This is a genomic window from Bacillus sp. 41-22 (genome assembly GCF_025809295.1).
Classification (GTDB): Bacteria; Bacillota; Bacilli; order Bacillales; family Bacillaceae_G; genus Bacillus_A; species Bacillus_A mycoides.
On the sequence record NZ_CP084035.1, the window covers coordinates 3,616,279 to 3,638,175 of the forward strand.

General features: G+C 36.6%; 19 protein-coding genes and 1 riboswitch. All 19 genes read right to left on the minus strand.

The genetic code is table 11. From position 1 onward, the window contains the following. Window positions 1-75: 75 nt before the first annotated feature. The 19 genes from LCF45_RS18350 to dapG all read right to left on the minus strand — a co-directional run bounded on the left by LCF45_RS18350 (window position 76) and on the right by dapG (window position 21,897). Window positions 76-1,314: a competence/damage-inducible protein A gene (locus LCF45_RS18350; RefSeq protein WP_002014598.1), complete on the minus strand. Its 1,239-nt coding sequence runs from the start codon at window positions 1,312-1,314 to the stop codon at window positions 76-78. Window positions 1,315-1,334: 20 nt separating this feature from the next. Next, a complete protein-coding gene (gene pgsA / locus LCF45_RS18355; RefSeq protein ID WP_002014596.1) occupies window positions 1,335-1,913 on the minus strand; it encodes a CDP-diacylglycerol--glycerol-3-phosphate 3-phosphatidyltransferase in 579 nt (192 codons plus the stop codon). Between the two features lie 63 nt (window positions 1,914-1,976). Then, complete coding sequence (locus tag LCF45_RS18360) at window positions 1,977-2,888, minus strand: helix-turn-helix domain-containing protein (protein WP_002128706.1); 912 nt, start codon at window positions 2,886-2,888, stop codon at window positions 1,977-1,979. 21 nt (window positions 2,889-2,909) lie between these two features. Continuing rightward, window positions 2,910-3,695 (minus strand): DUF3388 domain-containing protein, encoded by a 786-nt coding sequence (locus tag LCF45_RS18365; RefSeq protein WP_000574107.1) that lies wholly within the window; start codon window positions 3,693-3,695, stop codon window positions 2,910-2,912. Window positions 3,696-3,834: 139 nt separating this feature from the next. Then, on the minus strand, window positions 3,835-4,083 hold the full coding sequence (locus LCF45_RS18370) for a DUF3243 domain-containing protein (RefSeq protein WP_000114449.1): 249 nt from the start codon (window positions 4,081-4,083) through the stop codon (window positions 3,835-3,837). A 76-nt stretch (window positions 4,084-4,159) separates the two neighbouring features. Continuing rightward, window positions 4,160-4,873: an elongation factor P 5-aminopentanone reductase gene (gene ymfI, locus LCF45_RS18375; RefSeq protein WP_002014593.1), complete on the minus strand. Its 714-nt coding sequence runs from the start codon at window positions 4,871-4,873 to the stop codon at window positions 4,160-4,162. A 117-nt stretch (window positions 4,874-4,990) separates the two neighbouring features. Further along, on the minus strand, window positions 4,991-6,277 hold the full coding sequence (gene yfmH, locus LCF45_RS18380) for an EF-P 5-aminopentanol modification-associated protein YfmH (RefSeq protein ID WP_016120680.1): 1,287 nt from the start codon (window positions 6,275-6,277) through the stop codon (window positions 4,991-4,993). Next, on the minus strand, window positions 6,278-7,552 hold the full coding sequence (yfmF, locus tag LCF45_RS18385) for an EF-P 5-aminopentanol modification-associated protein YfmF (protein ID WP_002033691.1): 1,275 nt from the start codon (window positions 7,550-7,552) through the stop codon (window positions 6,278-6,280). 210 nt (window positions 7,553-7,762) lie between these two features. Next, a complete protein-coding gene (locus tag LCF45_RS18390) occupies window positions 7,763-8,722 on the minus strand; it encodes an ABC transporter permease (RefSeq protein WP_002066758.1) in 960 nt (319 codons plus the stop codon). Next, entirely contained in the window at window positions 8,723-9,781 is a 1,059-nt protein-coding gene (locus tag LCF45_RS18395) for an ABC transporter permease (protein WP_002088061.1), read from the minus strand. Then, window positions 9,774-11,306, minus strand: a complete 1,533-nt coding sequence (locus LCF45_RS18400; RefSeq protein WP_002128712.1) for an ABC transporter ATP-binding protein — start codon at window positions 11,304-11,306, stop codon at window positions 9,774-9,776. The genes LCF45_RS18395 and LCF45_RS18400 overlap by 8 nt, the downstream gene beginning before the upstream one ends. A 108-nt stretch (window positions 11,307-11,414) precedes the next feature. Then, on the minus strand, window positions 11,415-12,491 hold the full coding sequence (locus tag LCF45_RS18405; protein ID WP_002128714.1) for a BMP family lipoprotein: 1,077 nt from the start codon (window positions 12,489-12,491) through the stop codon (window positions 11,415-11,417). 90 nt (window positions 12,492-12,581) lie between these two features. Next, a complete protein-coding gene (locus LCF45_RS18410; protein ID WP_002088063.1) occupies window positions 12,582-13,307 on the minus strand; it encodes a GntR family transcriptional regulator in 726 nt (241 codons plus the stop codon). A gap of 233 nt (window positions 13,308-13,540) precedes the next feature. Next, window positions 13,541-13,642: riboswitch (purine riboswitch) on the minus strand. A 203-nt stretch (window positions 13,643-13,845) separates the two neighbouring features. Continuing rightward, the gene (locus LCF45_RS18420; protein ID WP_002128718.1) at window positions 13,846-16,230 is read right to left on the minus strand and encodes a DNA translocase FtsK; all 2,385 of its coding nucleotides are present in this window, start codon (window positions 16,228-16,230) and stop codon (window positions 13,846-13,848) included. 214 nt (window positions 16,231-16,444) lie between these two features. Then, on the minus strand, window positions 16,445-16,648 hold the full coding sequence (locus LCF45_RS18425; RefSeq protein ID WP_002088064.1) for a YlzJ-like family protein: 204 nt from the start codon (window positions 16,646-16,648) through the stop codon (window positions 16,445-16,447). Next, window positions 16,645-17,394, minus strand: coding sequence for a translocation-enhancing protein TepA (gene tepA, locus LCF45_RS18430; RefSeq protein ID WP_002014582.1), 750 nt, complete (start codon window positions 17,392-17,394; stop codon window positions 16,645-16,647). Before tepA ends, LCF45_RS18425 begins: the two co-directional genes overlap by 4 nt. Before the next feature lie 102 nt (window positions 17,395-17,496). After that, on the minus strand, window positions 17,497-19,167 hold the full coding sequence (locus LCF45_RS18435; RefSeq protein WP_002088065.1) for a ribonuclease J: 1,671 nt from the start codon (window positions 19,165-19,167) through the stop codon (window positions 17,497-17,499). A 607-nt stretch (window positions 19,168-19,774) separates the two neighbouring features. Further along, complete coding sequence (dapA, locus tag LCF45_RS18440) at window positions 19,775-20,653, minus strand: 4-hydroxy-tetrahydrodipicolinate synthase (RefSeq protein ID WP_002014579.1); 879 nt, start codon at window positions 20,651-20,653, stop codon at window positions 19,775-19,777. 11 nt (window positions 20,654-20,664) lie between these two features. Continuing rightward, window positions 20,665-21,897: an aspartate kinase gene (gene dapG, locus LCF45_RS18445; RefSeq protein ID WP_002088068.1), complete on the minus strand. Its 1,233-nt coding sequence runs from the start codon at window positions 21,895-21,897 to the stop codon at window positions 20,665-20,667.

The window sequence follows — 21,897 nt, forward strand, 5'->3', positions numbered from 1 at the left end:
AAATCGAACATTTATTCGTTTTTTTATTTTATATCGAATAAAACTAGGTTTTCCAACAAAAAAACTAGAAGAAATTTATATCTCTTCTAGCTTTTTAAATAAATGATAAAATCCATATTTTGTAGAGCGTTCTCTAATTTGTTGACGACTTCCACTTAAATTAAGCGAGAAGACTACAGCTGGTTCATCTTTAATCACCAATCCAATAAATACTGTTCCTGGTTCTTTATGCTCTGAAGCATCCGGTCCTGCCACCCCAGTGAAACTAATTCCGATATCTGCTTTTAACAGTTCCTTTACATTTTCAGCAAGATAGCGAGCACACTGTTTACTAACCGCGCCATCAGTACGTAACACTTCTTCAGGTACATGTAAAATTTGTTGCTTCACATCATTTTGATAACAAATGACACCGCCTTTAAATACAGATGAAACACCAGCATTTTCTGTTACTTGATTTCCAAAAAGACCACCTGTTAAACTTTCTGCACACGCTAAAGTTAACCCTTTTTCCTTCAATAGCCTTATTGCCTTGTAATGAAGGAAATCTTGGTCATATCCGTAGAAAAATTCTCCTACTCTTTCTAAAATCAAATCTTCCACATGCTGAATCAGTTTCTCCGCCTCATCAGCATCATGATGTTTGGCAGTTAAACGTAATGTCACTTCGCCATCATTTGCAAGTGGTGCAATGGTTGGGTTCGTTTGTCCATCAATTAAATCTTGAACTTTCACCTCTAATTGAGATTCCCCAATACCAAAAAAACGAAGAACACGAGAATAAATATTTTCCCCCGTTGTAAACTTACATAAAAAAGGCTCTACGTAACTTATATACATCGGCTTCATTTCTTTTGGTGGTCCTGGTAATAAAATATAAACTTTTCCGTTCGTATTTAATCCCATACCAGGCGCCATACCGTGATCATTCGCAAATACAGTCGATCCATTTAAAACGAGCGCCTGCTTTTTATTATTCTCCGTAAATTCACGGCCTGTACGCTTAAAATAATCGCTTATCGATGTTAATGCCTTTTCATCATACACAAGCTCTTCATCTAAACTAGACGCTATTGTTTCTTTCGTTAAATCATCTTTTGTCGGTCCTAATCCACCTGTAAAAATGAGCATATCAGCTCGTTCTTCAGCCAATTCAATTGCCTTCTGTAATCGCTTGTTATTATCCCCAACAACAGTATGGTAGTACACGTTAATTCCGATTGAAGCTAACTTTTCAGATAAAAACTGGGCATTTGTATTTGCAATTTGTCCAAGTAATAATTCCGTTCCAACCGCAATAATTTCAGCATTCATCCCAATTCCCCCATAAACTTCTATTTTGAGTTTACAAAAGCATCTTTATTTTTCCAGAAATAATCCCATCCTGAAATAACGGTAAAGAATAATGCAATCCATATGAAAATATCTGCAACTGGAATATGAAGTAGATTTAACGGTACATCATGTAATAAGTATGCTGCAATCGCAATAATTTGTGTCCATGTCTTAATTTTCCCTAGCTGATTTGCTGCAACTACTTCTCCTGTCCCAGCAAGTACAAGGCGTAAACCTGTTACTGCAAACTCACGGCTTATAATTACAATAACGATCCAAGCAGGTACATATTGCATTTCTACCAATGTGATAAGTGCTGCCGAAACAAGTAATTTATCTGCTAACGGGTCAAGGAATTTCCCTAAATTCGTTACAAGATTATACTTTCTTGCATAATGTCCATCAATCCAATCTGTAGCCGAAGCAATAATAAAGATAAGTGCCCCTACTAAATGTTGAATTGGTAACTCTACATCACCAATTATAAATGAGCCCCACTCAAAGGGCGCTAACATAATTACCATAAAAATTGGAATTAAGAAGATTCTAGATATTGTAATTTTATTTGGTAAATTCACAGCTATTCCTCCATCATGTCAAAAACATTTGTTCATTGAAAAAAGTCATCGAAGCGATGACTGTTATTGCGCAGCTTGCCCTATCCCTTGGTTTTTTATCACCAATCTTTGGTGATATTCTTTTGCTGGATCTAATGGGAAAGTAACCACTTGGCCATTCAGTTTAATTTCAACATTCGGTGCACTTCCAATATTAAGCCGCACTTCTTTTACTGTTGATAAATCACGTTTTTCTGTTTGACCACTTTGTACTGTAGTGTTTAGAATTTCGTTACCCGCATCATCTTTAACATCTACATAGCTTGCACCCTTCGCTGAAATTTCCAGTTCTAATGTTTTATTATTATGAATTTCCAAAGTAGATACCTTACCACTCGTTCCAACTACCTTCACTTCTTGTTGTCCAGTTGGTTGCGCTGGTTGCTCTTCTTTCTTTGGTTCTTCTTTCTTTGGTTCTTCTTTTTTTGGTTCTTCCGCTTTCGCTTCATCTTTCTTCGTATCTAACGGAGAATTTTTTGCTTTTTGAACCTCAATTTTCTCACTTTGAGCATTTGGAACTTGCCTATCATCTTTTCCAGTTAACGCTTGAATAACAAACCAGACTACCACTCCAAATGCGATTACTAACAACGCAATCAAAATTTTGGGCATATGATCCGCAATTGGCCATGATGAAGATTTTTGCATTGTTTCTTGTGTTTTTTGTCCAGTTGATACTTGTGGAACTTCACGTTTTTCAGACTGTGGTATCGTACTCTGATATTCCACAAGCAGTTCCTCTCCATTTAATCCAACAGCATCTGCATATTGTTTAATGAATGCACGCGCATAAAAAGCTCCTGGCAACACATCATAATTGCCTTCTTCAATCGCTACTAAATGGCGTTTTTGAATTTTTGTAATCTCATGCAGCTGATCAATAGATAAGCCTTTCGCTTCTCTTGCTTCTGTCAGCTTTTGTCCTAATTCCGTCACTACTAACACCTCAATATTTCTTTAAAAGTCGAACATAGAGAAATTGTTTTGCGTACCTTGCTCAATTTCATCTACTAAATTATATTGAATTTCTTCATCATAATCGTTACGCAATTCGATAATATAATCAAAATCATCCAATGTGTATTCTGACTGACTCACAAACACATCCGGATGTTCCACAACTTTCGTTGCAGGCAATCTCATGATTTCACGAACGAGCTGCCAGTGTCTTTCATTTGCACGCTTTGTCGACACAATTCCATCTAGTATGAAAATATTATCGTCGCTATACTCATCTTCAATCAATTGGCTACGAACAGTTTGCTTAATGAGAGTAGATGATACGAATAACCATCTCTTATTTGCACAAACACTTGCGGCAACAATAGATTCTGTTTTTCCGACACGAGGCATTCCTCGTATCCCAATTAATTTATGACCTTCTTTTTTCATTATCTCCGCCATAAAGTCTACAAGCAATCCTAATTCATCACGCACAAATCGAAATGTTTTCTTATCATCTGCATCTCGTTGTATGTACCTACCATGTCTAACTGCTAGCTTATCTCTAAGCTTTGGCGGACGATATTTCGTTACCGTTATATTATCCATCGTATTTAAAATTGATTCAAGTCTAGAGATTTGTTCTTGATTATCACACATAAGCAAAAGTCCACGTCGTGCATTATCTACACCATTAATTGTGACAATATTGATGCCAAGCATACCGATTAACGAAGAAACGTCACCAAGTAAGCCAGGTCGGTTTTTATGTATTTCATATTCAAAATACCATTCAATCATCCAAGATCACTCCCCTACGCTTACTTTACACCTACGTACTATATTATATGATTTCACCTTAATAGGGAAGCTAAATGTATAATCTATTCCTCCTAATTACTATACAAAAAAAGTAGAGAGGAGAAGCTCCTCTCTACTTTTACTTATGTTGTACAAACTTCACCATTAAATTTGCAATTGTATGTTGCTCTTGTTCATCAGCAACTTTCCAAAGCTCAGACAATAATTTTTCTTGATCGTTGCGCGCTTCTACTTCATTTGCTAAATAATCACCAACACGAAATGCCATATCTGATACGGCACCACCATCAAGCCCTTTTCCCCCCGCTTGTTCTAAACGTTCTCCTAAAAAGCTCTTCCACTGATCAAAATTATCTAACACTGACATGTTTAAGCACCTCACTATTTTAGTAATAGAATCATGCTTAATTTGTACAATTTCTTGTTTTTTATGTAAGAATTTTTTAGCAATGCCAACCGCCATTCACTCCGATAATTTGCCCCGTAATATAAGAAGCTCCTGGCGAAACGAGGAATGATACTGTTTTTGCTACCTCTTCGGGTAGTCCTATTCTACCTAATGGAATATCTTCAGCAATTTCATTTTTATCATCTTCTGAAAATACATTTAACATTTCTGTTTCGATCGCACCTGGCGCTACCGCATTAACGCGCAATCCACTTAGAGAAACTTCTTTCGCTAAAGCCTTCACATATGAATTTTGTGCACCTTTCACCATTGAGTACAGCACCTCACAAGACGCTCCTATTTGCCCCCAAATGGATGAAATAACAACAACATTACCACTTCTCCGCCCGATCATCGGTGGAAGCGCCATCGATAAAAGTCTATATACACTCTTCACTTGAAGCTCCACCATATAATCTAATTCTTCATTCGTAACATCTGTTACTAATCCAAATATACTCTTTCCAGCTGCGTATACAATAACATCAATAGGATGTTCGATTTGTCCCCACAATTTCTCTGCTCCATCGATAGAAGCTAAATTTGCTTGCACAGGAATCACTGCATCAAACTCCTTTTGTAACCCCCTTATCTTCTCTTCGCTTTTATTGTAATGAATATAGACTGTATAACCATCCTCGATTAACTGCTTCGAAATAGCAGAGCCAATCCCTCCGCTTCCTCCAGTTACTAATGCATACTTTTTCATAAATTCCCTCTCTTATCTTTTTATGTATAAATAAATAATACCCTCATCTTACCATTTGGCAATAACCAAACGTTAGATGAGGGATATAGATACTGCGTTTTTTATTCACATATTACTTCATTTTTTTTGTAACACTTGGCAGACACTCATTTTCTCTTCAATTAATAATGTTTTTGCTGCTTGTTGTAGGTCTTGAACAGTTAATCCTTCTAACACTGTAAGAGCATCAAATAAACTAGATTCATTAAACGCATATCGTGTAAACTGATTTGCAATATATTCAGGTGAATTCAACGATCGTAAAAATCCGCCAATTTTCTTTTTCTTCACCCGTTCCAGCGCAGTCTCATCTAACTGATCATAATTCGTTTGTAGTAAAATACCTTTTAATCGCTCTGCCAATTCATCAGGGTGCTTCGTATCTCCACCAACCATTGCAAAACCGAAGTTATTTTCTTCTGTATAGTCATACGAGAACGAATCATCAATAAGACCTTCATTATATAAAGATTCGTAATGAACTGACCCTTTTCCAAATAAATAATCTAAAAGTAATGTAAGTGCAATTTCTTGTTTTAACAGAGCTTGCCCTTTTTCTTTTAAATTCGTTGCCTTAATACCAACTAAACATTTTGGAGTTTGAACAGGCATTGAAATAATCTTTTTCTTTTCATTTACTTCTTCTGGTTCCTCTTCAAAAGAGCGAACGATTTCTGGTTGATTTTCGTAATCTTTTTTCGCTTGATTTTCACGAACTAAATCCATTGTTTTTTCAGGATCAATCGCTCCAACAACAAATAATAACATGTTGCTCGGATGGTAAAAAGTCTCATAACATTCATACAGTAGGTCTTTTGTAATTTTACTAATGGACTCAATTGTCCCTGCAATATCAATTTTAATTGGATGTTTCACAAACAAACTATCGATTAACCCAAAGTATAAACGCCAGTCTGGGTTATCTTGGTACATTTGAATTTCTTGACCGATAATACCTTTTTCTTTTTCAACCGTTTTTTCAGAGAAATACGGTTCTTGTACAAAGTCTAACAACGTATTTAAATTTCTTTCTACATTTGATGTACAGGAAAAGAGATAAGCGGTTCTTGTAAAAGATGTAAAAGCGTTCGCTGAAGCACCTTGTTTACTAAACAATTGAAACGCGTCATGGTCCTCTTTTTCAAACAATTTATGCTCAAGGAAATGAGCAATTCCATCTGGTACACGAGTCATGTCTTCTTTTCCAAGCGGTACAAATGTATTATCAACAGAACCGTACTTCGTCGTAAATGTTGCAAATGTTTTGTTGAAGCCTTGTTTCGGTAAGATATATACGTCTAATCCATTCGGAAGTTTTTCATAATATAGCGTCTCTTTTAATTGCTCATACACAATTTTCTCCATTTATTCTCCCTCCGTTCCATGTAAAAAGTAAATTGTATCTAGTTCAATATTATTAGCAACTTTCACAATCTCTTCTTTCGTCACGCTTTCTATGCCCGTTAGCCATTCTTCAACTGGACGCGTACGCTCTGAAATCACCCCGTGATAAAGCATTTCAACAAAACCACGTGGTGTATCAATTGCCTCTAAGATTTGATTTTGAATTACACTTTTCGTTTGCTGAATCTCTTCCTCTGAAAAATCACCGCTTTGCATTGCTTTCATCTGTTCTTTAATAATTTCAACAGCTTTTTCAAAGTTCTTCGCTTCAATTCCAGACATAACGAAGAGCAAACCTTTATGACTTTCAAATCTCGATGCTGCATAGTACGCTAAACTATTTTTTTCACGGACATTTACGAATAACTTCGAATGAGAAAACCCTCCAAATAATCCGTTAAACAATTGTAATGCAAAATAATCTTCATCTTTATACGTAATGAATGTGCGATAGCCGATATTTAATTTACTTTGCTTTAGTTCTTGTTTTTCAACAATTTCTTTTTCTTCATTATTTCGTTTATGAAGAAGTACATTTCTCTCTTTCATAGCGCGAGGTGAAATCGAAAAATACTTATTTACAAGCTCCACAGCATCTTCTGAAATATCACCAATGATATATAAATCCATTTCATCTTCAGCTAACACTTTTTGATAATATTGATACAAACTTTCATTTGTAATAGAAGCAACACTTTCTTTTTTTCCATTTGCACTTAAGCGATATGGTTCTACTTTGCACATTTCTGCAATTAAACGCTCGTTTGCATAACGCATTTTATCATCATAAGTAGCTTCAATTCGTTGCAAGAGTGCTCGTTTCTCACTTTCTACAATAGAAGATAGAAAACCGTCCCCTTCTGTTGCTGGATGTAAAACAATATCAGATAACATAGAAAGCGCTTTTTCAAATAACGGTGGTGCATCGCGTAAATATGTTTCATTTGCAATGTCTACATAAATAGAGATGATATGGTCTTCTCCTTTTTTACTTACATCTACCGCTAAAGAAGATCCATATAATTCTTCTAAATATTGACGAAGACGAATTACAGAAGGCAGTTTTTCTGTCGCACTTTGCAATACGTACGGCAATAGGGCACGCTCTGTCACCGTCTCCTCATTTAAAGGTGCTTTAAAACGAAATACAAAGGTATTTGTTTTAAATTTATCAGTCGGAATAATATGTACTCGCAAGCCACCTAATTCATGCAGTTGCTGTTCCATTAGTTTCATTAATAGCCCTCCTTTACGTATGTAGGAATATTCCTCTTCAATATACAGTTTTTAGAAATAAAAAATCAAATTTTCTTCCTTATTATGCTTACATTTGAGTCTTTCTAAAAACTTTAATATGTAAGGAACATAGTAAAATTCCGTATTAAATATATTCTATGTAAAAAAGCCCGCACTAATGTGCGAGCTTTTTTTATACTTTCTAAATACTCATCGTTTTCCTTTTTCATAAGGCGTTCCTAATGCTTTCGGAGCTTCAGATCGGCCTACAAAACCAACGAGTGCTAATATTGTAAATACATACGGTAATATCGTTAAGAATACACTTGGAATTTCTTTTAATATAGGAATTGTACCACCTGTTATCCCAAGTGATTGAGCAAATCCGAAGAACAGCGCTGCTCCAAGAGCACCAAGTGGATTCCATTTACCAAAGATCATAGCTGCTAGTGCTAAGAAACCTTGTCCAGTAATTGTAGCACCTGAGAAGTTACCAGAAATCGACATTGCGAAGACCGCACCACCCACTCCTGCAAACATTCCAGATATACAAACTGCAATATAACGCATTTTATATACATTAATCCCCATCGTATCTGCTGCCATTGGATGTTCACCAACAGCACGAAGACGAAGACCGAACGGTGTTTTATAAATAATGTACCAAACAACAAATGCTAAAATAATGGCAATATACGACGTTAACGGTACATTTGAGAAAAAGATTTTCCCGATTACCGGAATATCCGAAAGTCCTGGAACATCGATTTTTTCAATTCGGTATTGAATAAAATCAGTCTGTCCTTTACCAAAGATTTTCTTAATCGCAAATACTGTTAAACCGAGAGCCAAAAAGTTAATCGCTACCCCGCTTACTACTTGATCCGCGCGGAATGTAATGGACGCTACTGCGTGAAGAAGTGCAAATAACCCACTACCAATAGCTGCAAATAATAGTGCAATCCAAGGAGTCATTGCTCCCCACGTATCACCCATTAATAACGTTGTAACGATACCAGTAAATGCACCAAATAACATTAAACCTTCTAAGGCTATATTTACAACCCCAGAACGTTCACTGAACACTCCACCTAACGCCGTAAAAATAAGTGGCGCTGCCGTATATAAAGTACCAGTCACAAGAATGGCTAAAATATCTATAAAGCTCATTTATTTCCCCTCCTTGCTCATGCGTGTAAGTGCCCAGCGTAAAACATAACTGCAAGCAACAAAGAAAATAATACATGCGATAATAACATTAATTAACTCAGAAGGTACATCTGCTTCAAAATTCATTTGCGGGGCTGCACTTTTCAAACCACCGAACAGTAAAGCCGATAATAATATACCAAACGGATTATTTCCTCCAAGAAGAGCTACCGCAATCCCATCGAATCCAATACCAGTAAACGATGTCATTGCCGTCATACTTTGGAATGTTCCTAGACCTTCCATTGCCCCACCAATTCCAGCAAAAGCGCCAGCAATTGTCATTGATAATACAACATTACGAGAGACTTTCATCCCTGCATATTGCGATGCATTTTGGTTAAAACCAACCGATTTCAACTCATATCCTAACGTAGTTCTATCTAATACGAACCACATTACAATAGCAATTAAAATAGCTACAACAATTCCCCAGTGCAAACGAGATCCATCTGTCAATGAAGATAGCCAATCAGAAGCTAATGAAGCACTCGCTTGTACATCATAAGATTTCTCATTACCTTCATGTATAAAACGTTTAATAAGATCATACGTGACATAAAGTGCAATGTAGTTCATCATAATTGTGACAATTACTTCATTTACTTTAAGCTTTCCTTTTAAATATCCAGGTATAAATCCCCATAAACCACCGGCAATCGCGGCTACTAAAATAGATAACGGAATATGCAAAAATGCTGGTAACGATACTGCATATCCAAACCAGACAGCGGCAAGCCATCCAACTAATAATTGTCCTTCTACCCCAATGTTAAAGAGACCTGTACGAAACGCAAATGCAACAGACAGACCAGCTAACACGAGTGGAATCATCGTACGTAGCGTCTCACCGATAGCCTGCGGATTTCCAACCATTCCTTCCCAAAGCGCTGCATACCCAACAATTGGATCATATCCACTAACTAACATTACAATGGCACCAACAAGTAAACCAAAAATAACGGATAATACAGGAACTAAAATGTTAATTGTTCGCTCCGTTAAAAATTTTTTAGCCATTTGTATTCACCTTCTCTTTCTCCGTTCCGCCAGCCATCAACAAACCAAGCTGTTGTTCATTTGTTTCTTTCGCATCGACAATTGCTACAATTTTACCTTCATATATAACAGCAACTCGATCACTTACATTTAAAATTTCATCCAGTTCTAGCGATAGAAGTAATACTGCTTTCCCATTATCTCTCTGCTCGATTAATTTTTTATGAATAAATTCAATCGCACCTACATCTAAACCACGTGTTGGTTGTGCTGCAATTAATAAATCTGGATTACGATCTACTTCACGTGCAATGATAGCTTTCTGCTGATTTCCACCTGATAGAGCACGCGCTAATGTTTGTTCGCTAGGCGTACGTACATCAAACTGTTCAATAAGCGCCTTTGCTTTCTCTGTGATTTTGCTAAAGTTTAAAATCCCCTTCTTTGAAAATGGATTTTTATAGTATGTTTGCAAAACTATATTGTCTTTAACAGAAAAATCAAGAACTAGCCCGTGTTTATGACGGTCTTCTGGAATATGACCAATTCCTTCCTCTGTAATTCTTCGAACAGGCCAATTCGTTATTTCTTTTCCTTTAATTGCAATAGAACCTGACTCAACTTTTCGTAAACCAGTAATCGCCTCTATTAATTCACTTTGACCATTTCCATCAATCCCTGCAATACCAACGATTTCTCCTGCACGAACAGTTAAGTCAAGGCCTTTTACAGCAGGTAATTGGCGTGCATCATGAACGACAAGATTCGCAACAGACAGAACCTCCTCTTTCGGTTTGGCCCCTATTTTTTCTGTTTTAAAATTCACTTGACGTCCGACCATTAATTCTGCAAGTTTATGTTCATCCATTTTCGCAACGTCAACTGTACCAATTCCTTTACCTTTACGAATAATTGTGCAACGATCGCAAACTTCCATAATTTCTTTTAATTTATGTGTAATAAGAATGATAGATTTTCCTTCTTGCACAAGCTTTTTCATAATTTGAATCAACTCATGAATTTCTTGAGGAGTTAACACTGCAGTCGGTTCATCGAATATTAAAATCTCCGCACCACGATAAAGCGTCTTTAATATTTCAACCCTTTGCTGCATCCCAACCGAAATATCTTCAATCTTTGCATTTGGATCAACAGCTAAACCGTACTGTTCAGATAATTGTTTAATTTCTTTTGCAGCCTCTTCAACAGCTATTTTCCCTTTTCTCTTCGGCTCATTTCCAAGAATGATATTCTCTGTAACTGTAAAATTATGAACAAGCATAAAGTGCTGATGGACCATCCCAATTCCAAGGTCATTTGCTATATTCGGATTTGTAATTTTTACAGGGGTTCCTTTAATTTTAATTTCGCCCTGTTCTGGTTGATACAAACCGAACAGTACATTCATCAACGTTGATTTCCCTGCACCATTTTCTCCAAGTAAAGCGTGTATCTCTCCCTGTTTTACTTGCAGCGTAATATCGTCATTCGCTACAATACCTGGGAATACTTTTGTAATATTGTTCATCTCAATTACGTATTCCATTTTGTTCCTCCTTCTAGCAGGGAACACTCCCCAATTACACTCTATTAAAAGTATTTTTATATATACAAAGGTTAGTTCTAAGAACTAACCTTTGCTATTGCTCTATCATTATTTCTTTAGAGCAGCTTCGTATGCTTTATATTCATCATCAGTCGCAGGTACTTTAATTTCACCAGCAGTGATTTTCTTCTCAAACTCTTCTATTTTTGTTAAAATTTCTGGGTTTACTTTTTTCACATTATCAGTTGTTTTCGCAATACCAACGCCATCATCTTTTAAGCCGAACTCTTCTACTTTACCGCCTTTTAACTTACCATCTTTCGCTTCTTGCGCTACTTTTGCTACTGCAACATCAACACGTTTTACCATTGAAGTTAAAGTTACGTTTTCAGGCATGCCTTCTTGATTTTGGTCACGGTCAACACCGATTACCCAAACATTTTCACCTTTTTTCTTACGGTTTTTCGCTTCTGTGAATACACCGTTACCAGTTGCACCTGAAGCATGGTAAATTACGTCAACGCCTTGACCGTACATTGCTGAAGCTAATACAGATCCTTTTTCTGGCTTATCAAATGCATCAGCATATTGTGATACAATTTCGATATTTGGATTTACTGCTTTTGCACCAGCTTTAAAACCTGATTCGAATTTTGTAATTAACGGACTCTTCACACCACCAACAAAACCAACTTTATTTGATTTTGTTGTCATCGCTGCTACAGCTCCAACTAGGAATGAACCTTCATGGTCTTTAAATGTAATACTTGTTACGTTCGGCTTCTTTACAACAGTATCTACAATCGCAAATTGCTCTTTTGGATACTGTTCAGCCACCTTTTCAATTGATTTTTCCATTAAGTATCCAATACCAAATGTTGTGTTATAATGATCTTTCGCAAATTTCGTTAAATTTGGAATGTAATCAGCATCTTTACTTGATTGAAGGTAACGATATCCTTCATTTTTCTTTAAATCGTTGTCTTTACCGAATTTTGTTAAACCTTCCCAAGCTGATTGGTTAAATGATTTGTCATCAACGCCCCCAACATCTGTAACCATACCAACCTTAAACTCTTTATCCCCTTTTTTGTCACTATCCGCTTTATCCGAGTTACCACATGCACCTAACACTGTACTTGCTGCTAACGTTAACGATAATAAAAGACCTGTTTTTTTCTTCATACTAGAAACCCCTCCTGAAATGTTTTGTCTAATGATTCATACGCTGCTGTCCCTTACTTCTTGCTGTCACCTCCCTAAAAAGGAACTTCCCTACATACGTTTTCTTAATACGTGGAAGCTAAACTTATCAGCTCTAAAGTAATTAATAGAATATAAGATTGGCTCATCATTTTGATCATAGTGCATTTGTTTTAAAACTAGCAGTGCCGTTTCAGGTTCACATTCTAAAATCGGTGAAATTTTCGGGTGATAACCAATCGGTTCAATGTGAGCAACTGCGTATGTGATACGCTTGTGCGTATTATTATGTATTACTGTAAGCAGCGATTCCTCATTGTATCCCGATAAATCTGGTAATATCTCTTTTGCCAGTTTATCAATGCAATATACAACTGGTTCCCCATCCGCTGTACGAACACGTTCAATCATTACTGCGCTAAAAGCATCTTCACAATTAAATTTCTCTTTTTCTTCTTCTGTTAAAGTTGTTGTAGATGATGATAAAAAGATTGTTCCTGGTGTTTTCCCCACACTAGAAATCATATCTGTAATACTAGAAAGTTGCTCTATTCCAGAAGAAAATAACGGCTTCGCATTTACAAATGTCCCTACACCATGTCTACGAATAACAACATTTTCTTCTTCTAAAATACGTAGTGCTTCCCTTAAAGTTGCCCTACTTACACCAAGTTCTTTCGCTAGATCAAACTCTGAAGGTAACTTTTGTTTTTCTTTGTAAGCCCCATCTTTAATTTTCCCTTTGATGTGATCAATCACCCGCAAATATAGGTGACGACTATCGGATTTTACTGACATAAGACTCCCCCGCATTTCAATTATTCGACCTCTGATGTAAGACTTCTTTTCTCTTTTTTCAACTTACAACATAGTATAAATTACTAAATACTAAAAATAAGCGTAATTATCGAATAAATATTAATAATTTTTCAAGATGAAATTTTCACACTTTATCCCATAAAAAAAACTTTGTACCATAAACATTTCTCATATAGAGAAAAAGTTCGGCACAAAGATTCCTTACATCCTTTGTTACACACTTTTCCCCTCATAGTCTAGCAATTCATGGTTGCCAGGTAGAAACTTATGGACCTTATCTCCAAGATTATATGAGGCAGTGATTCTTTTCGAAGTAATCTTACCACTTGCTCCCATATGTGTCAACAGAATTCAACATTTTTCTACATTAAATATCGAACGTTTTGAAAACCAAAACGATAAGCATTCGTATTCTAAAGGGCCCTTAAAGATGTAAGCCCTTTCTTCGTCAGTGACTATAGTATATAACAAAAACAGCATATAAAAAAGCCTAATTGTAAAAACAATTAGGCTTTTTTTAAGAACTTTTTTCTTGCACATCTTTAATGAGTACTCCCCTTGGTTTACTACCTTCATAAGGACCTACTACACCATTCATTTCCATGGCATCAATTAAACGAGCTGCTCGCGTATATCCTACTCTAAATCTACGTTGTAACATAGAAACAGATGCTGTTTGCATTTCTACTACAAGCTGAACCGCTTCATCGTATAATTCATCTTCTACTTCCTGCTTTGTTTCAGGAACATCTTGTGGAATCATATCCTCTTGATATTGCGCTTTTTGCTGCGCAATAACAGATTCTACGACTCTCTCAACTTCATCATCTGATAAAAACGCCCCTTGTACACGAACAGGTTTCGATGCACCAATTGGTATGAATAACATATCTCCACGACCTAGCAACTTTTCTGCACCACCACCGTCAAGAATCGTTCGAGAATCTATTTGGGAAGATACAGCAAATGCAATACGCGATGGAATATTCGCTTTAATAACACCTGTGATGACATCAACTGACGGACGCTGAGTCGCAATAATTAAATGAATACCAGCAGCACGTGCCATTTGCGCTAAACGCATAATCGCATCTTCTACATCCGAAGAAGCAACCATCATTAAATCAGCTAACTCGTCCACAATCACTACAATATATGGTAATTCAGGTTGTTTCGCTTCCGATTGGCTATTATGTTCTTTAATATAATCATTATATCCTTCAATGTTACGCGTACCGCTATGCGCGAATAATTCATAACGACGCTCCATTTCACTCACAACTTTCTTCAAAGCCTGTGATGCTTTTTTCGGGTCAGTTACGACTGGTGTTAATAAGTGCGGAACACCGTTATATACATTTAACTCTACCATTTTCGGATCAATCATCATTAATTTTACTTCATGCGGTTTTGCACGCATTAAAATACTTACAATAATTCCATTAATACATACACTCTTTCCACTACCAGTCGCACCAGCTACTAATAAATGGGGCATTTTATTTAAACGTGCCAATACAGCCTCTCCTGTAACATCACGTCCAAGACCGATTAATAACTTCTCTTCTGGGTGGTTATTCGCCTTTGAATCAAGAACTTCTCTCAGCGTTACCATAGAAACTTCTGAATTCGGAACCTCAATCCCTACAGCTGATTTCCCAGGAATAGGTGCTTCAATACGAATGTCTTTCGCTGCTAAAGCAAGCGCTAAATCATCACTTAAACTAACAATTTTACTTACCTTTACTCCCATATCAGGATACACTTCATATTTCGTAACTGCAGGACCTCTATGTACTTTTGTTACTTTCGCTTTCACACCAAAACTTTGGAATGTACGTTCCAATTTACGAGCATTTTCATAAATTTCCGCATTTTCATTTGTAACTTGCTTATTTTGGGGAAACTTTAATATATCAAGCGAAGGAAGCTTATAATCTTTATTTTCCACATTAGAAAATTGTATAGGAGGTGCTTTCGTTTCACCTTCTAGCGATTCAACGATTTTTTCTCCTCGTTTCTTGTGAGGTTGTTCTTCTGGCGCAGGCGGAACTGCCTCTTCAATAAACGGAGGAGTAATTAAATCATTTTCTTCTATCTGCTTTTCCGTCTCTTCACGTACTGGATAATTCTCAGTAAAATTCGAAATAATTGGTGGACCAATTTCTATTTCTTCTACTGGCTCAATAGCTTCTTCTTGTTCAGCAACACGTTCACGCCTCTTGCTTCTTGTTGTTTTTTTCTTTTCAGTTTGCTCGGCGACCCTTTGAGATTTCCAATCTTTATAATCCCCTTGCATTACTTGAAACTGACTTCTAAGAATTCTCCCTATCGGAGCAAGTACTTCTCCAATATGTTTATTTGTTATACAAAGTATTCCAAGAATAACTAAAATAATTCCAATGATATATGCCCCTACTTCGTCAAATAAGAAGTAGCACGTTGCGAACATCAGTGCACCGAACATACCACCACCTAAATGAACACTATCCGGGCCCTTTTTCATTTCAAGGAAGAAGTAATCTTTTGTACTAACAATTACAGAAGTATTTTGCACAGCTCCATCTTTCGTAAGCAGGTTAAATAATGTAATATGACTAAACATTAATATTGCTAGTACAATTAAATAAACACCTATTAGCCGTTTATTTAAAAGGTTGGGCCATCCCCGCTTTATTACAAACGCAACAGATAAAGCTATTACACCTAACACACCTATTATGTACCACTCACCAAAGAAGAAGCGAAAAAATAACACAAACGATTTCCCTACAACACCTAGCTGTAAAATCGTAATAATCGAAAGTGCAAAAAGAGTCAACCCGACGATTTCATAATACAAAGTTGGCTTTATCGTACGTCTTGCCTTAGCCTTCGTCCCTCTTTGCTTTTGTTTTGCCATTTCTTCACCTCGTGTTCTAAAAATTAAGTACAACTTTCTTATAAAAAAGCTCTACTTACATGTCTTTCTCTCTATTTTTCAGGTCTTTATATCTTCTATTTTTACACTTCTTGTAAAATGTTAAATAAACAGAAGAAAGCAGCCTACTCATGGCTGCTCAACCGTCTTGTTTTTTATATTATACCATAGCTCCTAAACAAAATCCTTCTTTTTGCTAAAAGGTAATTTTCTGTCCAGGCTCAAACTCTAGGTAGTGAGACGGATTCGTACTTAATACACGTACAATAGAGTAACATTGATTATCCTCCTCAGAAACCACTAATTCCACGCCATTTATATTCACAACTTTTTGGCTTTCGCATTGTGAATAATCGGCCGGATACACAAGTTGCTCTGGCATAATTGTATATAAAATCATTGTAGCATTGTCCCTTCTGTACTATTATCCTTGCGTTCATCAATTAATTCGTTTAATTTTCGAAGTGCGCTACCAATACCACCGACACCATCTATAAGACCATACTTCACTGCATCTCCACCTATTACATTCGTCCCAATATCTCGCGTCAAATTCCCTTTTGCAAACATAAGCTCTTTAAAACGATCTTCCGTTACTTTCGAATGCTTTGTCACAAATCGAATGACTCGTTCTTGCATTTTATCCAAATACTCAAATGTTTGTGGCACACCTATAACAAGACCTGTTAAACGAATTGGATGAATTGTCATCGTCGCTGTTTCGGCAATAAATGAATAATCAGTTGAGACCGCAATCGGTACACCGATTGAATGCCCTCCTCCTAAAACAAGAGATACAGTTGGTTTTGAAAGCGAAGCCACCATTTCAGAAATCGCTAATCCAGCTTCAACGTCACCCCCAACTGTATTTAATATTAACAGTAAACCTTCAATTTTCGGATTTTGTTCAATCGCGACAATTTGCGGAATGATGTGTTCATATTTTGTTGTTTTATTTTGTGGTGGCAACTGAATATGACCTTCCACCTGCCCAACAATTGTTAAGCAATGAATACGCGATTCATTCATTTGTGGTACATTTGTCTGTCCAAGTTGCTGAATTTTCTCCACTATAGAAGCCTCTTTTGGAACTTCTTTCGGCTCAGCTTCTTTTTCTTCATTTGTATAACGATCACGTTCTGTCATATCGCATCCCCTTTCACTCGTATATAACTATTATTTCTTAAGTTATGAATTTCATTCGATAGGGTTAAAAAAGAAAAAGATCACCTGTAAAGGTGACCTTCTTTATACTTCCATAATAATCGGTAAAATCATTGGCTTTCTCTTCGTTTCTTCGTACAAGAACTGCCCTAATAATTCACGAATATTTTGTTTCAACATAGACCATTCAATTGTATATTCTTTAATTGATTGTTCAACAATCATACGTACAATATCTGTGGATCGTTCGATTAATGCTTCTGATTCACGAACATATACAAAGCCGCGTGAAATAATTTCTGGACCAGAGATTATTTTCTTTTCATCCTTACCAAGTGTTACAACAACAACTAAAATTCCATCTTGAGATAACATCTTTCTATCTCGAAGAACGATGTTACCGACGTCACCTACACCTAATCCATCAATTAAAACATTACCAGCTTGCACTTTACCAGCTAATTTTGCTTCATCGTCACCAAAAGCAATTACATCGCCTTTTTCTACGATAAAGATATTCTCTCTCGCAACACCTACATCTTCCGCTAAATACGCATGTGCTTTTTGCATACGGAACTCACCATGTACGGGTACAAAATACTTCGGCTTCATTAAATTTATCATCAGCTTTAATTCTTCTTGGCTACCATGACCTGAAACGTGAACTTTTCTTTCACCGTAATAAATAACCTCAGCACCAGATCTAAATAACAAGTCAATAATTTTTGATACAGATACTTCATTTCCTGGAATTGGAGAAGCTGCAATAATAACAGTATCGCCTTTACGAATTGAAATTTGTTTATGAGCTTGTTTCGCCATTCTAGAAAGGGCTGCCATCGGTTCCCCTTGACTACCAGTCGTTAAGATGGCTACCTTTTTTTCCGGGAAATTGTCTATTTCTTGTAATGAAATAACCATACCTTCTGGAACATCTAAATAACCAAGACGTCTTGCAATATCTACCACTTTCACCATGCTACGTCCTACTACCGCTACTTTCCTTCCAGTTTCAGCAGCTGCATCAAACACTTGTTGAATACGGTGTACATTGGAGGCAAATGAAGCAACAATAATACGCCCTTCTGAACTATAGAATACTTTAGAAATCTCTATACCAACTTCTTTTTCCGAACCTGTATAACCAGGACGTTCAGCGTTTGTACTATCAGATAACAAGCAAAGTACGCCTTCATTTCCAATTTGCGCCATTTTCCCAAGATCTGCTCCACTATTTCCGATTGGAGTTTGATCAAATTTAAAGTCTCCTGTATATACTACAGCACCTTTTGATGTATGGAAACAAACACCCACAGAATCCGGAATACTATGTGTCGTTCCGAAGAATGACACATTTGTTGAATTAAACTCTACTGTTGAATTCGAGTCAATTGTTTTTAAGTCTACACGGCCTAGCATTCCTGCTTCGCCAAGCTTTTCTTGTATAAGTCCTACCGTTAATTTCGTCGCATATACTGGAATAGATAATTTACGAAGCACATAAACAATTCCACCAATATGATCTTCATGACCATGGGTAATAAATAGTCCTTTTACTCGCTCTTGATTTTCTACTAAATATGTAATGTCAGGAATAACAATATCAATCCCAAACATTTCATCTCCCGGGAACATCAATCCGGCATCTACAATAAAGATTTCAGAATCAATTTCAACACAGTACATGTTTTTTCCGATTTCACCTACTCCGCCAAGAGCAAATACTTTAACAGACTCATTCTCTTTTCTCTTCATGTTGTTGCCTGGTTTAAAAATCTTGCAAACACTGATTTCACTAAAATTGCAGAGACACCAGGGGAAACTCTACAACCACCATATATTCACCGTCCAAGACGAATGTCCTTACCGTTATGCGATATCATGTCCTTGTTAATTTTTTAAACCAGGTTTCACCTCTCTTTCATTATATAAATCAAATATCTTATTCGATATGATATGAAAATTTCATTAAATCTTAATTTTTACCAATTTTGCTAAGCATACCCGTACTAAGCTACTTAGCCATATTATAACTGATACAAGAAATAGAACACAAGTTAAATTATGCGAAAGACAAGAGAAGACATTAAAATGAGATTATAATTTAAGAGGGCAAAATTCATATCAGTTTTACTATTTTCCCTACGTAATAAGAGTTTGATGGAAAAATATTCATGTAAATTCTTTACATAAACATGAAACGATATTCACTAAAAAATCTTATCTCTGTAATCAGTTTCTTACTAATTCTCCCCCCTGCCACCCCCTTCTTATTACAGCCTATTAACTATAGCTAATTTTCATCACTTACATATAGTTAGTCAAAATAAAAATGACCTAGTTTCACACTAGGTCATTTTTATTAACGAGGAATAGATTGCATTACGGATTGTAACGTTATTCTTTCTTCTTCCGTTAATGGAAGAAGTGGCAAACGTACAGAACCTACATCTAATCCCACCATTTGTAATGCTGTTTTTACTGGTGTTGGGCTCGGCGCCATAAATAGTGCATCCGTTACTTTTACTAGTAATTGATGTAATTTCTGCGCTTTTTTAAACTCTCCAGCTTGGAATGCAGCAATCATTTCTTGCATTTCATTCCCGATAACATGAGATGCTACAGAAACAATACCTTTTGCTCCAATTGCCATAGCTGGTAATGTTAAACCATCATCACCGCTGTATACTGCAAAGTCGTCCGCTGTTTTTTCAATGATTTCTGTCATTGTTAATACATCGCCACCTGCATCTTTAATCGCAACAATGTTTTCTATTTCTGATAAACGAACAACTGTATCAACGGAGATTTGTACAATAGATCGTCCTGGAACATTATATAGCATTACCGGAAGCGGAGTGCTTTCAGCGATTGTTTTAAAGTGCTGGTACATCCCTTCTTGACTCGGTTTATTATAATACGGTGCCACTAGCATAACTGCATCAACACCAACTTCAGTTGCCTTTTTTGTTAAATCGACAGAAGCATGCGTATTATTGCTACCTGTTCCAGCGATGACGGGCACCCTTTTATCGACAACAGATACGACATGGCGATATAACGCTACTTTTTCTTCTGATGTTAATGTAGGAGATTCTCCAGTCGTCCCTCCTACCACGATTGCTGTTGTACCGTTATCAATTAAATAATTTACCAATTTCGTTGTCTTTGCAAAATCGATATTACCATTTTTATCAAACGGTGTTACCATCGCGGTTGCAATTGTCCCAAAATCTATCATGATCTCACTCCTTATTGTTCCAGTTGCTTTTCTTTTGAAAGCTCAAATGCACTATGTAATGCATTCACAGCCTCCACTAAATCGGCTTCTTTTACAAGAACCCAAATTGTCGTATGACTATCTGCTGATTGCAGAATTTGAATACCTTTTTCCGCTAAAGCTGTGACAATTTTCGCTGTAACCCCTGGAATACCTGCCATTCCAGCACCAACGATAGAAACCTTCGCACAATGCTCTGTCACCACTGGATCATATCCAAGTTGCTTTAAAACCTCAACTGCACGCGCTGATACACTATCCTTTACTGTGTAAGCTACACCAGTAGGAGAAATGTTAATTAAGTCCACACTAATCCCTTCATTAGCCATTTCTTTAAACACGTGTTGTTGTAAATCATATGCAGTTTCTTTTGCAAGCACTTTAATTTGCGTTACGTTTGACACATGGGCAATCCCTGTAACAGGACGTTCTTCTACATCCTGCCCTTTTGTAGCACCATCATATGCCGCAATAAGCGTACCTTCACTATCAGAATACGTAGAACGTACACGAAGTGGTACTTTTGCATGCATCGCAATTTCAACCGCACGCGGATGAACAACTTTCGCACCCTGATAAGCCATGTTACAAATCTCGTTATATGTTACAGTTTGAAGATGACGTGCATCTTTTACGATACGAGGATCCGCAGTCATAACACCTTCAACATCTGTGAAGATATCGATATATTCAGCATGAAGCGCAACACCTAATGCTGAAGCTGAGGTATCACTACCTCCGCGTCCAAGTGTTGTCGTATCTCCATTTTTCGTTTGACCTTGGAATCCAGTCACGACGATAACATCTACATTTTGTAACTCTTCATGTATACGATCGCAATTCATTTCAATAATCTTAGCATTCGTAAAGTCATTATTCGTTACAAAACCAGCTTGCGCACCATTTAATGCTGCTGCTTTTATACCATTCTCATTCAACATGTTAGAGAAAACAATTGCTGAGATTAATTCTCCGCATGATAATAATAAATCTTGCTCACGTTTAGAAATATTAGGTTCCTCTTGATTTACAAGACTTAATAACGTATCAGTTGCATACGGTTCACCTTTACGGCCCATTGCTGATACAACAGTAACTACTTTATAACCAGCAGCTAACGATTTTTTTATATGGTGAAGCGCATGCTTGCGCCCATTGTCATCACGTACTGATGTACCACCAAATTTTTGAACAATAATTTTCAT

Excerpts from the sequence above, each read along its gene's own strand:
- LCF45_RS18365 (WP_000574107.1), bottom strand. The coding sequence starts at position 3,695 with ATGATTGAATGGTATTTTGAATATGAAATACATAAAAACCGACCTGGC.
- dapA (WP_002014579.1), bottom strand. The coding sequence starts at position 20,653 with ATGATAGATTTTGGGACAATTGCAACCGCGATGGTAACACCGTTTGAT.
- LCF45_RS18405 (WP_002128714.1), bottom strand. The coding sequence starts at position 12,491 with ATGAAGAAAAAAACAGGTCTTTTATTATCGTTAACGTTAGCAGCAAGT.
- LCF45_RS18410 (WP_002088063.1), bottom strand. The coding sequence starts at position 13,307 with ATGTCAGTAAAATCCGATAGTCGTCACCTATATTTGCGGGTGATTGAT.
- LCF45_RS18370 (WP_000114449.1), bottom strand. The coding sequence starts at position 4,083 with ATGTCAGTGTTAGATAATTTTGATCAGTGGAAGAGCTTTTTAGGAGAA.
- LCF45_RS18425 (WP_002088064.1), bottom strand. The coding sequence starts at position 16,648 with ATGATTTTATATACAATTATGCCAGAGCAACTTGTGTATCCGGCCGAT.
- yfmF (WP_002033691.1), bottom strand. The coding sequence starts at position 7,552 with ATGAAACTAATGGAACAGCAACTGCATGAATTAGGTGGCTTGCGAGTA.
- LCF45_RS18420 (WP_002128718.1), bottom strand. The coding sequence starts at position 16,230 with ATGGCAAAACAAAAGCAAAGAGGGACGAAGGCTAAGGCAAGACGTACG.
- LCF45_RS18435 (WP_002088065.1), bottom strand. The coding sequence starts at position 19,167 with ATGAAGAGAAAAGAGAATGAGTCTGTTAAAGTATTTGCTCTTGGCGGA.
- dapG (WP_002088068.1), bottom strand. The coding sequence starts at position 21,897 with ATGAAAATTATTGTTCAAAAATTTGGTGGTACATCAGTACGTGATGAC.
- yfmH (WP_016120680.1), bottom strand. The coding sequence starts at position 6,277 with ATGGAGAAAATTGTGTATGAGCAATTAAAAGAGACGCTATATTATGAA.
- LCF45_RS18350 (WP_002014598.1), bottom strand. The coding sequence starts at position 1,314 with ATGAATGCTGAAATTATTGCGGTTGGAACGGAATTATTACTTGGACAA.
- LCF45_RS18395 (WP_002088061.1), bottom strand. The coding sequence starts at position 9,781 with ATGGCTAAAAAATTTTTAACGGAGCGAACAATTAACATTTTAGTTCCT.
- LCF45_RS18400 (WP_002128712.1), bottom strand. The coding sequence starts at position 11,306 with ATGGAATACGTAATTGAGATGAACAATATTACAAAAGTATTCCCAGGT.
- LCF45_RS18390 (WP_002066758.1), bottom strand. The coding sequence starts at position 8,722 with ATGAGCTTTATAGATATTTTAGCCATTCTTGTGACTGGTACTTTATAT.
- tepA (WP_002014582.1), bottom strand. The coding sequence starts at position 17,394 with ATGACAGAACGTGATCGTTATACAAATGAAGAAAAAGAAGCTGAGCCG.
- ymfI (WP_002014593.1), bottom strand. The coding sequence starts at position 4,873 with ATGAAAAAGTATGCATTAGTAACTGGAGGAAGCGGAGGGATTGGCTCT.